12 protein-coding genes are annotated in these 13,403 nt (G+C 67.4%); 8 read left to right on the top strand and 4 right to left on the bottom strand.

Going from position 1 to position 13,403, the window contains the following annotated elements; all coding sequences use genetic code 11:
* Nucleotides 1–54: 54 nt before the first annotated feature.
* Nucleotides 55–981, bottom strand: a complete 927-nt coding sequence (locus tag ACSFB7_RS22780) for a LysR family transcriptional regulator (RefSeq protein WP_435474208.1) — start codon at nt 979–981, stop codon at nt 55–57.
* A 111-nt stretch (nt 982–1,092) separates the two neighbouring features.
* Here ACSFB7_RS22780 and ACSFB7_RS22775 point away from each other — a divergent pair, with 111 nt between their 5' ends.
* Nucleotides 1,093–1,920, top strand: coding sequence for a DODA-type extradiol aromatic ring-opening family dioxygenase (locus ACSFB7_RS22775; RefSeq protein ID WP_435474206.1), 828 nt, complete (start codon nt 1,093–1,095; stop codon nt 1,918–1,920).
* A gap of 346 nt (nt 1,921–2,266) precedes the next feature.
* Here ACSFB7_RS22775 and ACSFB7_RS22770 read toward each other — a convergent pair whose 3' ends face one another.
* Nucleotides 2,267–3,742, bottom strand: a complete 1,476-nt coding sequence (locus ACSFB7_RS22770) for a glycosyltransferase family 2 protein (RefSeq protein WP_435474204.1) — start codon at nt 3,740–3,742, stop codon at nt 2,267–2,269.
* 128 nt (nt 3,743–3,870) lie between these two features.
* On the opposite strand from ACSFB7_RS22770, the gene ACSFB7_RS22765 reads away from it, so the two are divergent.
* Both ACSFB7_RS22765 and ACSFB7_RS22760 read left to right on the top strand, forming a co-directional pair.
* Entirely contained in the window at nt 3,871–4,431 is a 561-nt protein-coding gene (locus tag ACSFB7_RS22765; protein WP_435474202.1) for a cytochrome b, read from the top strand.
* Nucleotides 4,428–5,288, top strand: a complete 861-nt coding sequence (locus ACSFB7_RS22760) for an alpha/beta fold hydrolase (RefSeq protein ID WP_435474200.1) — start codon at nt 4,428–4,430, stop codon at nt 5,286–5,288. Before ACSFB7_RS22765 ends, ACSFB7_RS22760 begins: the two co-directional genes overlap by 4 nt.
* A gap of 9 nt (nt 5,289–5,297) precedes the next feature.
* On the opposite strand, the gene ACSFB7_RS22755 is transcribed toward ACSFB7_RS22760, so the two are convergent.
* Together ACSFB7_RS22755 and ACSFB7_RS22750 are read right to left on the bottom strand one after the other, a co-directional pair.
* Nucleotides 5,298–6,302 carry a Bug family tripartite tricarboxylate transporter substrate binding protein gene (locus ACSFB7_RS22755; protein WP_435474199.1) on the bottom strand — a complete coding sequence of 335 codons (1,005 nt, stop codon included), beginning with the start codon at nt 6,300–6,302 and terminating at the stop codon, nt 5,298–5,300.
* On the bottom strand, nt 6,299–7,294 hold the full coding sequence (locus tag ACSFB7_RS22750; RefSeq protein WP_435474197.1) for a Bug family tripartite tricarboxylate transporter substrate binding protein: 996 nt from the start codon (nt 7,292–7,294) through the stop codon (nt 6,299–6,301). Before ACSFB7_RS22750 ends, ACSFB7_RS22755 begins: the two co-directional genes overlap by 4 nt.
* A gap of 164 nt (nt 7,295–7,458) precedes the next feature.
* On the opposite strand from ACSFB7_RS22750, the gene ACSFB7_RS22745 reads away from it, so the two are divergent.
* The 5 genes from ACSFB7_RS22745 to ilvD all read left to right on the top strand — a co-directional run bounded on the left by ACSFB7_RS22745 (nt 7,459) and on the right by ilvD (nt 13,342).
* Nucleotides 7,459–8,907 (top strand): FAD-dependent oxidoreductase, encoded by a 1,449-nt coding sequence (locus ACSFB7_RS22745; protein ID WP_435474195.1) that lies wholly within the window; start codon nt 7,459–7,461, stop codon nt 8,905–8,907.
* Nucleotides 8,908–8,989: 82 nt separating this feature from the next.
* Nucleotides 8,990–9,838, top strand: a complete 849-nt coding sequence (locus ACSFB7_RS22740; RefSeq protein WP_435474194.1) for an IclR family transcriptional regulator — start codon at nt 8,990–8,992, stop codon at nt 9,836–9,838.
* Nucleotides 9,839–9,891: 53 nt separating this feature from the next.
* Nucleotides 9,892–11,187, top strand: a complete 1,296-nt coding sequence (locus ACSFB7_RS22735) for an aconitase X (protein ID WP_435474192.1) — start codon at nt 9,892–9,894, stop codon at nt 11,185–11,187.
* Nucleotides 11,184–11,645, top strand: coding sequence for an aconitase X swivel domain-containing protein (locus ACSFB7_RS22730; RefSeq protein ID WP_435474190.1), 462 nt, complete (start codon nt 11,184–11,186; stop codon nt 11,643–11,645). The genes ACSFB7_RS22735 and ACSFB7_RS22730 overlap by 4 nt, the downstream gene beginning before the upstream one ends.
* Complete coding sequence (gene ilvD, locus ACSFB7_RS22725) at nt 11,642–13,342, top strand: dihydroxy-acid dehydratase (RefSeq protein ID WP_435474188.1); 1,701 nt, start codon at nt 11,642–11,644, stop codon at nt 13,340–13,342. Before ACSFB7_RS22730 ends, ilvD begins: the two co-directional genes overlap by 4 nt.
* Nucleotides 13,343–13,403: the final 61 nt, after the last annotated feature.

Genomic DNA, 13,403 nt, shown 5'->3' with positions numbered 1-13,403 from the left:
TGCATGCATGACCTTGCCCTGAAAAGGTGCGTTCTTCTTCAGCTTGCGTGGCTTCTATTCGATGGGTGCCGATCGCGCCGCGGACTTTCGTTGCATGCCGCCCAATCGTTCGCTCAGGAAGTCGATGAAAGTACGCAGCTTGGGCGACATGTACTGCCGGCTCGTGTACACGGCAAAGAGCGTGACGGGCGGCGAATCGAAGTCGGGCAGCAACCGAACCAACCGGCCGTTCGCAAGGTCGTCATCGATCAGCCACAGCGGCATGAAGGCGATGCCCATGCCGGCGCGCACCGCATGCAGCGTGAGCGTGGTGTCGTCGGAGCGCATGGCCGGCGTGAGGCGCAGCGGAAACATCCGCCCACCCGGCCCCTTGAGCGCGAGGTTCTCCAGGTTCACATAGCTGGGCACGATGGCGCCGAAGCGCGCCAGGTCGGCGGGCAGGCTGGGGTCGCCGCCCGCGCGCTTCAGATATGCCGGTGTGCCTGCAAGGTAGAAGGGCACGCGGCACAGCGGCCGGGCGATCAGCGCGGGAGACAGTTCCTGCGTGGCGCGCAGCGCAAGGTCGTAGCCGTCGGCCGCGAGATCGACCTTGCGGTTTTCCAGGTGCATGTCGACCAGCACCTCGGGATAGCGTTCGCGGTAGTCGGCCAGCACGCGCGCAAAGCGCGGTGTGGCACACCAGACCGGCGCGCTCACCTTGAGCTGGCCGCGCGGCATTTCGCTGGTCTGGCCGATGGCGGCTTCGGCCGCGTCGAGCAGGTCGAGCGCGCGGCGGCTCTGCTCGTACCAGGCGGTGCCGGCTTCGGTCAGGCTCAGGTGCCGGCTCGAACGGTGCAGCAGCCGCGCGCCGAGCGACTTTTCGAGCTGGGCCACGTGCTTGCTCGCCATCGGCGGCGACATACCGAGGCGCCCGGCTGCAGCCACGAAGCTGCCGGCCTCGACGACTTCGCGGAACACGCGCAGGCTGGTCATCTGGTCCATGTGAGCCCCTTTGAAGATTTCCTGTGAGGAACTGATTCGATGCATCCTAGCCTGTCGATTTCCTGGGAGGAAATGTCTACAGTCGATGCAACGCTTTCAAGGAGCATCGACTTGACCCACGACAACACGAACACCCCACGCCTGCCGACCTATTTCATCTCGCACGGCGGCGGCCCCTGGCCCTGGATGAAGAAGGAAATGGGCCCGACCTACGACCAGCTTGCCGCTTCGCTCGCCGACATGCCGCGGCAGATCGGCCGCACGCCGAGCGCCATCCTCATGGTGTCGGCGCATTGGGAGGCCCCCGCCTTCACGGTGCAGGGCAATCCGAAGCCGCCCATGATTTATGACTACGGCGGCTTCCCGCCCCACACCTACGAAGTGCACTACGACGCGCCGGGTTCGCCCGAACTCGCGCAGCGCGTGCGGGCGCTGATTGCCGCCGCGGGGTTGCCGGTGCAGATCGATCCCGAGCGCGGCTATGACCACGGCATGTTCGCCCCGATGGCCGCGATGTACCCCAAGGCCGATGTGCCGGTGGTGCAACTGTCGCTACGGCGCGGGCTCGACCCGGCCGAGCACCTGGCGTTGGGCCGCGCACTCGCACCACTGCGCGACGAGAACGTGCTGATCGTCGGCAGCGGCCTGAGCTATCACAACCTGCGCAACTTCGGGCCGCAGGCGCATGGTGTCTCTAAGGCCTTCGACGACTGGCTCGACGAGGCGGTGGTCAAGGGCTCATCAACCAAGCGCAGCGAACAGTTGCTGAACTGGGCCGCTGCTCCTTCGGCGCGGATGGCGCATCCACGTGAAGAGCATTTGATTCCGTTGATGGTGGCGGTGGGCGCGGCAGAGGCCGATGCCGGTGAGCGCGTGTATCACGAGGACGCGTTCATGGGCGGGCTTGTGGTGTCCAGCTACCGCTTCGGGGCTGTTTGATATTTCGTTGCGCGTGATTCTGAGCGCTGTTGTTCAGGGCGACACTCACGCCGACACGGTGCTCTTTTTCGCGAATGTCCCCCGCTTCGCTCCTCCTTTATTTCGCGAAAAAGAGCCCCGTATCGGCGCGAGCGTGTTCAGAGCACTGGTTGATCACAGGATCACCAGAAGCGTGCCCATGTGCGAATGGCACCAGGTGCTCCCCGCAGCGAAATAAAGGAGGAGCGAAGCGGGGGACATTCGCGGAGGGGAGCTCCTGGTGTCATTCGCACTCGCCCTGAATGACCCCGAACCCGCTTTGAACAGCAGCGCCCCGAAGAACAGCAGAGCCAAGAACAAGACGAGCCTAAGACCCGCGCCGACCAACCCCATCGGAATCAACCAGCCCCACGCGCGTCTGCCGCCCCCATGTGCCGCGCCCGGTAAGAAAGGTCCACCAGCCCCACGCCGCGCCCGTGTGCCGCAGGATCTGAAAGGTGAAGGGCTCGATCAGCGCGGCGAGGAAGGCTTGAACCATGTTCGCTTCGCTGTGCTGGCCGATCCAGCGTCGGTAAAGAAACACCGACCACAGATGAAAGACGAGGTCGAGCACGATCTTCGCGCCGATCACGCCCGCCACTGGCGCCAGCACGCCGAAGTTGCCACGCACCAGGTACATCAGCAGCAATCCGAAGGCGGCCAGCCCGTAGAGCGGCTGCAACGTGTCGATGGCCTTCACCGGCAGCATCGCGATGCCGAGCCAGCCATAACGCCGGTCGCCCACCATCGCGCGGTACCAGTACTGCGTCTGCAGGAAACCGCCAAACCAGCGCCGACGCTGCCGCAGGAAGGCGCCCGTGCTGCTTGGCGCATCGGTGTGCGCCTGCGCATCGCCGAGCACGCGCACGGTCCACGGCAGGTCGTGCGCCTGGGCATGGCGATGCAGGCGATGGATGAGTTCGTAGTCTTCCACCAGGCAGTCGGTGTCGAAGCCGCCGACCGCGCGCACCGCGTCCAGCCGGAAGCCCGCGAAGGCACCCGAGATCAGCAGCAGGCCGTTGACGCGCATCCATGCATAGCGCGAGAGAAAGTTGCGGATGTACTCGTAGGTCTGGAACCACTGGAAGCAGCGCCCCGTCAACGTGCGACTGCACACCGGCGTGATGACGCCGGTGGCGGCCACGAGGTTCGGCTCGGACGAAAACGCATGGCGAACGGCTGCGATGGCCTTGTGGTCGAGCAGCGTGTCACCGTCCACCGTGAGCACCGTGTCGGTGTCGATGCAGAGAATGGCCGCGTTCAATGCCACAGCCTTGCCGCCGTGCGGCAGCCGCAGCCAGTACAGGCCGGGGTGCGTGGTGCTGGCTGCGCTCAGTTCACCCAGAGCCGGTGCCACGAGGCCGTAGCGCGTGGTGAGCAATTCGGCGGTGCCATCGCTGGAGCCGTCGTCCGCGATCACGATGCGGTCGGGCACATCGCTCTGGCCGAGCAGCGCGGCCAGCGTCACGGGCAGCACTGCGGCCTCGTTGTGCGATGCGACGATCACGCCCAGCGTGTTGCGGCGCGTGCGGCCTACTTCGGTGGTTGGTACAACCGGCACGGCCCGGGGCCGCAGGATCGGCAAGGTCATCCAGCCGACGAACAGCAGCAGCACGGTGTCGTACAGCACATAGGCCACGCCGACCGACCACGCCCGGACGTTGCCGACGCGAAAGGCCATGGCAAACAGCAAGGCCCACAGCACGAGCACGCCGCCGTGAATCAGCCAGCTTCGCAGCGGGGTACTGGGAGGAGACAGGCGCGGTGATGCGGCCACGAAGGCGCGCTGAAGGGAATCGTTCAAGAGGATGTGCCCGGGCGACGAACGGTGATACGCAAAAAATCGGCCAGCGGTTTCAAAAGGCCCAGGACAAAGCCGGGACAATCGAAAGCGCTCCTGACTGAGTCGGCCCACGCCCGAAAATTCCCCGCATGCTCCCACAAACCCGCTACACCCGGACCGCCATGGCACTGCACTGGCTGGTCGCGGTGCTCATGGCCATCAACATCGCGCTGATCCTGCTGGTCGACCACTACCCCGACGACTGGGTGCGCCCCGCCGTCGACACCCACAAGTCGATCGGCATCACCGTGCTGGGGCTGGTGATCCTGCGGCTTCTGTGGCGAGCCACGCACCGGCCGCCGGCCATGCCCGGTTCGTACGGGCCACTCGAGCGCTTCGCCGCGCATGCGGCCCACGGCGTGCTTTACCTGCTGATGGTCTTGCTGCCGCTGTCAGGCTGGATGCACGACTCGGCCTGGAAGGACGCGGCCACGCACCCGATGCAGCTCTTCGGGCTGTTCGAATGGCCGCGCATCGGCTGGATCATGGCCATCGAGCCTGTCGCCAAGGAGACCTGGCACACCGTGCTCGGCGGCGTGCACACCTGGGCCGGCTATGTGCTTTACGTGATGTTCGGGCTGCATGTGTTGGGCGCGCTCAAGCACCAGTTTGTCGACGGCGAAGCCGAACTCCAGAGGATGCTGCCATGAGTGTCGACACCATCGAACAAGCCCGTGCCGAGATCGCGCGCATCGATGCGCTCTCGACGCACCATGACCCGGTGCACGAAGGTGTGCGCGTGCGCTGGCGCCGCTTTGGCACCGACACCACGAAGCCGCCGCTGGTGCTGCTGCACGGCGGCCACGGCAGCTGGATGCATTGGCTGCGCAACGCCGAGGCGCTGTCGGCCGGCCGCACGCTCTGGCTGCCCGACATGCCGGGCTTTCATGATTCCGATGCGCTGCCCCGCGTGGCACCCGGCGAAGACTCGCTCCCGCCGCTGCTGAAGGCGCTCGGCGGCACGCTCGACGCGCTGATCGGCGCGGGCACGCCCATCGATCTCGGCGGTTTTTCCTTCGGCGGGCTCACTGCCGCCCGCTTCGCGGTGCAGCGCCGCGCCATCCGGCGCATGGCGCTCATGGGCAGCGGCGGCCACGGCACGCTGCGGCGCATGACGGTGCAGATGATCAACTGGCGCGCCGCGCCCGACCGCGAGGCGGAACGCGCCGCGCTGCTGCACAACCTGGGCGCGCTGATGCTGCACGACAAGGCCGCCATCGACCCGCTGGCCTTCGAGATCCACGACATCTCCTGCCACGGCACGCGCTTTCGCAGCAAGGAGGTGTCGCTCGCGGGCGGGCTGCAGGCGGCGCTAGACACGCTGGGCGTGCCGACGCTGCTGCTCTGGGGCGAGTACGACGTCACCGCCGATCCGCGTCCGCTGGTGGCGCAACTGGTGGCCGAAGGGCCGGGCCGCGAAGGCACGGTGATCGACGGCGCCGGGCACTGGGTGCAGTACGAGCGCGCCGCGCAGGTCAACGCGCGGTTACTGCAGTTCCTCGGCTGACCCCGGCCCTCACTGCTTGGTGAGGCCCAGCTTGCGGATGGTGTCGGCCCACTGGTCGTAGGTCGTGCGTGTCAGGTCGGCCAGTTGCTGCGGGGTCGACGACTCGGCTTCGTAGGCGCCCTGGCGGAAGAAGTCGCGCGTGGCCGGCATGGCCAGCACCTGCGCCAGCGCGGCGTTGAGCTTTGCCACCACCGGCGCCGGCATGCGCGCTGGTCCGTAGAAGCCCAGCCAGCTCGCCATGTCGACGCCGCTCACGCCTTGCTCGGTCATCGTGGGCACGTCGGGCAGCATTGGGCTGCGCTTGGGCGTCGCCACCGCCAGCATGCGGACCTTGCCGGTGGCCGTGTTCTGGATGGCGTTGGGCGCCGCGTCGAAGTAGTACTGCACGCGGCCCGCCAGAAAGTCTTTCGCGGCGTCGGCACCGCCCTTGTAGGGCACATGCACCACGTCCAGCCCGGCCTGCCGCGCGAAAGCCTCGCCGTAGATGTGCGACGAGGTGCCGGTACCGAACGAGGCATAGCTCATCTTCCCCGGATTGGCCTTGATGTAGGCGATCAGCTCCTGCACGTTGTGCGCCGGCACGCTGGTGTGCACGGTCAGCACCAGCGGGCCGCGTGCGCCGAGCGAGATCGGCGTGAGGTCCTTGAACGGGTCGTAGCGCACCTGTGCCAGCGTCTGCGGGTTCTGCGCCACGACGGAAGAGGGCGCGTACATGAAGGTGTAGCCGTCGGGCGCCGCGCGAATCACCTCTTCCGTTGCAAGGATGAAGCTCGCTCCCGGCCGGTTCTCGACGATCACCGGCGTCTGCAGCACCTCGCCGAGTTTGTTGGCGACGAAGCGCGCCTGCGAGTCGGAGGCGCCACCCGCCGAAAGACCGAGCACGATGCGGATGCTGCGGCCCTTTTCCGGAAAGGCCGCGGGCTGCGCCGCGAGCGTGGCCAGCGGCAAGGCGGCGGCGCCCAGCGCGATCCACGCGGTGAGGCTGCGCCTGGCGATGAAGAAAGAGGGGGTCATTGCTTGGCCAAGCCTACCTGCTGCACCAGCGCGCCCCAGCGCTCGTAGGTCGAGCGCGTGATGCTTGCAAATTCTTCCGGCGTGGTCGCGCCGGCCTCGTAGCCACCCGTGAGATAGAACTCGCGCACCTGCGGCATCGCCAGCACGCGCGTGAGCGCCGCGTTGAGCTTTGCGACCACCGGCGCCGGCATGCGCGCCGGCCCGTAGAAGCCGAGCCAGCTCGGCAGGTCGAGCCCTGCATAGCCTTGTTCGGCGAAGGTGGGCACGTCGGGCAGCGCGGCGATGCGCGCGTTCGCCGCGATGGCCAGCACCTTCACCTTGCCCGTGGCCGAGGTGATGATGGCCGACGAGGCCGAGTCGAACATGTACTGCACGCGTCCGCCGATCAGGTCCTTGGCCGCGTCCGAGCCGCCCTTGTAGGGGATGTGCACCGCGTCGATGCCGGTCTTCTTCACGAAGGCCTCGCCGTAGATGTGCGACGAGGTGCCCGCGCCGAACGAGGCATAGCTCACCTTGCCGGGATGGGCCTTCACGTAGGCCACGAGTTCCTTCACGTTGTTGACCGGCACCGTGGTGCTGACCGACAGCACCAGCGGGCCGCGTCCGCCCATCGAGATGGCGGTGAAGTCCTTGAACGGGTCGTAGGGCACCTGCGCGAAGGTGTGCGGGTTCTGCGCCATCGTGGAAGAGGGCGCGTACAGCAGCGTGTAGCCATCGGGCAGCGCGCGCGACACCTCGTTGGCCGCGAGCATGGTGCTGGCGCCGGGCTTGTTGTCGACGATCACGCTGGTGCCCAGCACCTCGCCCAGCTTCAGCGCCACGATGCGCGCCTGCGCATCGGTGCCGCCACCGGCCGTGAAGCCCACGACGATGCGGATGGGCTTGTTGCGCGCCGGAAAGTCCTGCGCCATGGCCAGCGGCGCCAGGGCCAGCAAGGCTGCGGCGCCAAGCACCGAGCCGAACGCACGGCGAGTGCCGTCGAGTTTCTTCATCAATGTCTCCGTTGTTCTGTCTTCTTATATTGATTTAGAAAATCATAAAAATCCATATTGACTAGGGAATTCCCCGAGAAATTGGCTTTTCATGGATTTTGAGTTTGACAAAATGAACATTGAAATCAAAATACGATGAAACAGCCCATCCAAGACACCTATCCATGAAAACTGTCGTCCGCACCGACGAGCGCATCCTGTCCTCCGACATCTTCGACCGCGACAGCCGCGTCAAGCGCCCTGACCACGGCAGCTGGGCCGAGCCCGGCAAGAACATTCCGGTCTATCACCGCTGCGGCGTGCTGGTGGTCGGCGGCGGCCCGTCGGGCACCGCCGCAGCCGCCGCTGCCGCCCGTGCGGGCGCCGACGTGGCGCTGCTCGAGCGCTACAACCATCTGGGTGGCTTGTCGACCGGCGGCCTCGTGATCTGGATCGACCGCATGACCGACTGGGAAGGCAAGCTGGTGATCCGCGGCTTCGCCGAAGAACTGTTCGACCGCCTGCCCGCCGACGCCATCGCCGGCCCGCAGCGCGAAGACTGGGGCTCGCAAGACGTGGCCAAGGCCGCGCACTGGTCGCAGCGCACCGCCGCCTACCACGGCGTCGTCACCTGGTCGCCCACCATCGACCCCGAGCGCCTGAAGCTGCTCTCGCAAGAGATCGTGCTGGAGCGCAAGGTCAAGCTCATCTACCACTCGTGGGCCGCCATCCCGATCGTGCAGGACGGCGCCGTCAAGGGCGTGGTCTTCGAGAGCAAGGAAGGCCGCATGGCCATCATGGCCGACGTGGTGGTGGACGCCACCGGCGACGGCGACCTGTTCGCCCGCGCGGGCGCCGCCTACGTGAACGACATCGAAGAGGCCGACGTGCACCACTGCATGAACACCTCGTGGCTGTTCGGCGGCGTGGACATGAACCGCTGGATCGACTTCAAGGCCGGCCAGCCCGATGCGTTTGCCGGCTTCATGGCGCGCGGACGCGAGCAGCTCGGCCTGTTCGAGCGGCCCTTCGTTTCGTGGCGCAACGACGTGGCGCTCTTCATGGGGCCGCGCCAGTCGGGCTATTCGGCGCTCGACGTGGACGATCTCACGGCCGTCGAAGTGCGCTCGCACCGCGCGATGGCCGCGCACCTCGATTACTTCAAGGCGCACGCGCCCGGCTTCGAAGACGCCTACCTGATGCTCAGCGCGCCGCAGATCGGCGTGCGCCATGCGCGGCGCCTGACCGGCGTGGGCGCGGTGCTGCGCAGCCAGTGGCCCGACGGCGTCGCGCTGGCGGACGAGATCGGTGTGTCGCCCGCCGTGTCGCCGAAATTCCCGAACATCTCCATCCCTTATGGCGCGCTGGTGCCGCAGCAGCTCGACGGCCTCGTGGCCTGCGGGCGCCACATCTCGTGCGACCGCAACTCGCACGGCTTCATGCGCGAGATTCCGCAGTGCTGGATCACCGGGCAGGCGGCGGGCGTGGCGGCGGCGCTGGCGTCACAGGGCGGCATCGCACCGCGCTTCGTCGACACCGGTGCGCTGCAGTCCGCGCTGCTGGCACAGGGCGTGTACCTGCGCGCCGGAGCAGGGCAGGGCGCGGCATCCGTCGCGGCCGAAGCCAGTGCCTGAAGCTTTCGCCATGAACCCGGACGAGCTCCTTTCGCAAGCCTCTACATTGCAGAGTCTTGCAAAGCGTTCAAAGGGTCCCTTCATGTCCACCGATAAAAACGACAGCTCTCTTTCCGCGGCCGATGCTTCCGATGCGCGCGGCGAACGTTCCGACACCGTGAGCGCGCTGGAGCGCGGCATCTCGGTGCTGCGCTGCTTCAGCGAAGAGCGCCCGGTGCTCGGCCACGCCGACGTGGCGCGCATGACCGGCATTCCGCGCCCCACCGTCAACCGCCTGGTCGCCACGCTGCTCTCGATGGGCATGCTCAAGCCCGCGCAGGCGGCCGACCGCTTCATGCTCGGGCCGGGCGTGGTGTCGCTCTCGCGCGTGTTCCTCGGCAGCCTCGACGTGCGCGCCGCCGCGCGGCCCAGCATGCAGGCGATGGCGGAGGAGGTCGGTGCCTCCGTCTACCTCGCGGTGCGCGACGGCATGGAGATGGTGCTGATCGAAGCCTGCCGCCCGCGCTCGTCGATGCTCTCGGCGCGGCTCGACGTGGGCTCGCGCGCGCCGCTGGCCAACTCGGCGTTGGGCCGCTCGTACCTCTCGGCCCTGCCCGAGGCGCAGCGCAACCAGTTGATCGATTCGATGCGTCTCCTGCGCGGCCCCGAGTGGGACAGCATCGCGCCCAACATGAACCGCGCCATCGGCGAATCGAAGCGGCTGGGCTATTGCCTCTCGCTCGGCGAGTTCCACCGCGAGATCAACTCGGTGTCGGTGCCGCTCATCGGGCCGGACGGCGAAGTGATGGCGCTCAACGGTGGCGGCGCCGCCTTCGTGTTCACCGAAGACCGGTTGCGCAACGAACTCGCACCGCGCCTGCACGACATCGCGCTGACGATTGCGCGCGACATCGGCGGCCACGTACCGACACCCACACCCTCGCCGGGCTAGCAACCCGGCCGGGGCTTGATCCCCACGACGACAGAAGAACGGAGACACAGGTCATGCACCTGAGCAACGAAGAAAAAGCCATGTACGACGGCCGCGACGGACCGGCGGTACAGAAGGCGATGGACCTCTTGATGCGCTACGGCGAAGCCCTCGGCGCCGAGCGACTGGTCGAGACGCGCAACGTCTGCGCCACCATCACCTCGACCACGCCCTTCCAGCGCGACTTCGCGCTTGCCAAGGGCGGCGGCATGGACGCGGTGTTCTCCGAATTCAGCCTCGACAGCCAGGAGACGGTCGAGATTCCCAAGTTCAAGGTCTTCACGAGCCACCTGCAACTGGGCTTCGACCCCGGCCAACCCGAGCGCATGGGCGTGAGCGAGGAGATCGTCCAGTTCTACAACAAGAGCGAACGCCACGCCGCCGGCCTCGGCGCGCAGATCATGAACACTTGCACGCCCTACCAGGTCGGCAACATCCCGACGCGCGGCGAGCACTGCGCGTGGATGGAGTCGTCGGCGGTGGTGTATTGCAATTCGGTGCTGGGCGCGCGCACCAACACCGAAGGCCGCGAGAGCACAGGCGCCGCCATGCTCACCGGCCGCATTCCGTATTGGGGCTACCACCTCGACGAAAACCGCCGCGCGACGCACGTGATCGAACTCGACATCGAGGTCGAGTCGGTGCAGGACTGGGGCCTGCTCGGCTACTACATCGGCGAGCACGTGCAGGAGCGCGTGCCGGTGGTGCACAGCAAGCGCGGCATCGGCCGCGTGCCGAACCTGCCAAGGCTCAAGCACTTCGGTGCCGCGGCGTCGTCGTCGGGCGGCGTGGAGATGTATCACATCGCCGGCATCACGCCGGAGGCGCTGACGCTGGAACAGGCACTCGGCGGACGTGCGCCGGTCGAGGTGCTGCGCTACGGCGAGGCCGAGCGCCGCGCAACCTACGAAAAGATCAACGTCACCGGCAAGGACAGCGAAGTCCAGTACGTGATGCTCGGCTGTCCGCACTACACCATCGAGCAGATCTGGGAGGCCGCTCAACTCATCGAAGGGCGCCGTGTGCACCCCGATTGCGAGCTGTGGATCTTCACGCCGCGCGCCATCAAGTCGCTGGCCGACCGCAACGGCTACACCAAGATCATCGAAGACGCGGGCGGCATCCTCATGAGCGACAGCTGCTCGGCCATGAGCCGCGCCGTGCCCAAGGGCACGAAGACGGTGGCGCTCGATTCCGCCAAGCAGGCGCACTACCTGCCCGCCATCCTCGGCGTGCAGGCCTGGTTCGGCAGCACGGCCGAATGCATCGACGCGGCTTGCACCGGCCGCTGGAACGGAGCCTACGCATGAGCGATGCAGTCATCACCGAACACACCATCGTCATCCGTGGCCGCAAGGTGGTGGGCGGCGTGGCCGAAGGCGAGGCGCTGGTCACGCGCGATCGCATCTCAGGCTGGGGCGGCATCGACCCGCGCACCGGCACCGTCATCGAGACGCGGCACGAACTGCGCGGCCAGAGCTTCGCGGGCAAGGTGCTGGTGTTTCCGGGGGCCAAGGGCTCGTCGGGCTGGTCCGTGATGTTCCACATGACGCGGCTCATGAACTCCGCGCCCGCGGCGTTCCTGTTCAACGAGATGACGACCAAGATGGCGCTGGGCGCCGTGGTCACGCATTCGCCGTCGATGACCGACTTCGAGCGCGATCCGCTCGAATGCATCGCGACCGGCGACTGGGTGCGTGTGGACGCCGACCGTGGCGTGATCGAGATCACCAAGAAGAACAACGACAAAACCGGAGACCGCCCATGACCCGCCCTCTGCGCAGCAACTTCCCGCGCGGCTCCTATCTCTGGTCGGTGCGCAATGCGCACTGGCGCGCACTCGGCATTCCCGAAGAGGATTGCGAAAAGCCCAAGATCGCGATCGTCAACAGCTCCTCGGAGCTGGCCGCCTGCTTCAGCCATCTCGACAAGGTGGCGGTGGAAATCAAGGCGGCGATCCGCGCGGCGGGCGGCGTGCCCTTCGAGATCCGCACCGCAGCGCCCAGCGACTTCATCACCGGTGCGGGCGCGCGCGGCGCCTACATGCTGGGCGCGCGCGACCTCGTGACCAACGACATCGAGGTGGCTGTCGAAGGCGCGCAGCTCGACGGCATGGTCTGCCTCACCTCGTGCGACAAGACGGTGCCGGGGCAGCTCATGGCGGCCGCGCGGCTCAACATCCCCACACTGCTCGTGCCCTGCGGCTACCAGCCCAGCGGCGAGTACCGCGGCAAGCACATGGACATCGAGGAGGTGTTCATCGGCGCGATGCACGCGGTCACCGGCAACCTGCCGGTGGAAGAACTCGTGGGCATGAGCCGCGAGGCGATTCGCGGGCCGGGCGTGTGCTCGGGCCTGGGCACCGCCAACTCGATGCACATCGTGTGCGAGGCGCTCGGCATGGCCTTGCCCGGCAGCGCGCCGGTGGCCGCGCTGAGCCCGAAGATGATGGACGACGTGCGCGCGGCCGGCACGCGCATCGTGCGGATGGTGCTCGACGACCTGAAGCCGCGCGACATCCTCTCGGCCGGCGCCTTCGCCAACGCGGTGCGGGCAGTGCTCTCCGTCGGCGGCTCGCTCAACACGGCCAAGCACCTGCAGGCGATATCGACCGAAGGCGAGTGCGGCGTCGATGTGTACGGCCTCTTCGAAAGCCTCGGCCCCACGACGCCGGTGCTGGCCGGCGTGCGGCCCATCGGCGAGCATTCGATCGAGGCCTTCGAGGCGGCGGGCGGTTGCCGCGCGCTGATGAAGCAGCTCGCGCCCTTGCTCGACACGGGCGCGCTCACGGTGACTGGCGGCACGGTCGCCGACAACCTGCGCAATGCCGAAGTGATGGATGCCGAGGTGATCCGCCCCATCGATCGCCCGGTCGCGCCGCTGCCGGCCATCGTTCTTTTGCGCGGCAACCTCGCGCCCGAGTCGGGCCTCATCAAGACCGGCATTGCCGAGCGCAAGGTGCGGCGCTTCACCGGGCCGGCCGTGTGCTTCTGGACTTCGGATGCCGCCATCGCCGCGATCAAGAACAACGAGATCGTTCCCGGCCAGGTGGTCGTGATGCGCGGCGCCGGCGCGTGCGGCGGGCCGGCCATGGGCGGCGGCGCATCGCGCGTGGTCTTCGCTGTCGACGGCGCGGGGCTCGGTGACCAGGTCGCGCTGCTCACCGACGGGCATCTCTCGGGCCTGGTCTGCAAGGGCCTCGTGGTGGCCGAGGTGTCGCCCGAAGCGGCGCTCGGTGGCCCGCTCGGGCTGGTGCGCGATGGCGATGTGATCACCATCGACCTCGATGCGCGCCGCCTCGACATCGCATTGACCGATGCCGAACTTGCCGCGCGCCGCGCCGACTGGCAAGCACCGCCCCCAGCCTTCGACACCGGCTGGCTGCAGCAGTACCGGCGCAACGTGAGTCCGCTTTCAAAGGGCGCCGTGCTCGTGCGCACGGAGCGCCCGCAGCCCGCCAGCTAGACCTTTCTCCCCCGGCCTTCGCCAACCGGTGCGAACCCCCGTTCGCACCCGGTGGCGCAGC

The sequence above is a fragment of the Variovorax raffinosi genome (genome assembly GCF_051216615.1).
In the GTDB taxonomy this organism is placed as follows: domain Bacteria; phylum Pseudomonadota; class Gammaproteobacteria; order Burkholderiales; family Burkholderiaceae_C; genus Variovorax.
This window is presented reverse-complemented; position numbering and strand designations above follow the sequence as displayed.

Coding starts and splice junctions, on each gene's coding strand:
- ACSFB7_RS22780 (WP_435474208.1), bottom strand. CDS start 981: ATGGACCAGATGACCAGCCTGCGCGTGTTCCGCGAAGTCGTCGAGGCC.
- ACSFB7_RS22765 (WP_435474202.1), top strand. CDS start 3,871: ATGCTCCCACAAACCCGCTACACCCGGACCGCCATGGCACTGCACTGG.
- ACSFB7_RS22760 (WP_435474200.1), top strand. CDS start 4,428: ATGAGTGTCGACACCATCGAACAAGCCCGTGCCGAGATCGCGCGCATC.
- ACSFB7_RS22755 (WP_435474199.1), bottom strand. CDS start 6,302: ATGACCCCCTCTTTCTTCATCGCCAGGCGCAGCCTCACCGCGTGGATC.
- ACSFB7_RS22750 (WP_435474197.1), bottom strand. CDS start 7,294: ATGAAGAAACTCGACGGCACTCGCCGTGCGTTCGGCTCGGTGCTTGGC.
- ACSFB7_RS22745 (WP_435474195.1), top strand. CDS start 7,459: ATGAAAACTGTCGTCCGCACCGACGAGCGCATCCTGTCCTCCGACATC.
- ACSFB7_RS22740 (WP_435474194.1), top strand. CDS start 8,990: ATGTCCACCGATAAAAACGACAGCTCTCTTTCCGCGGCCGATGCTTCC.
- ACSFB7_RS22735 (WP_435474192.1), top strand. CDS start 9,892: ATGCACCTGAGCAACGAAGAAAAAGCCATGTACGACGGCCGCGACGGA.
- ACSFB7_RS22730 (WP_435474190.1), top strand. CDS start 11,184: ATGAGCGATGCAGTCATCACCGAACACACCATCGTCATCCGTGGCCGC.
- ilvD (WP_435474188.1), top strand. CDS start 11,642: ATGACCCGCCCTCTGCGCAGCAACTTCCCGCGCGGCTCCTATCTCTGG.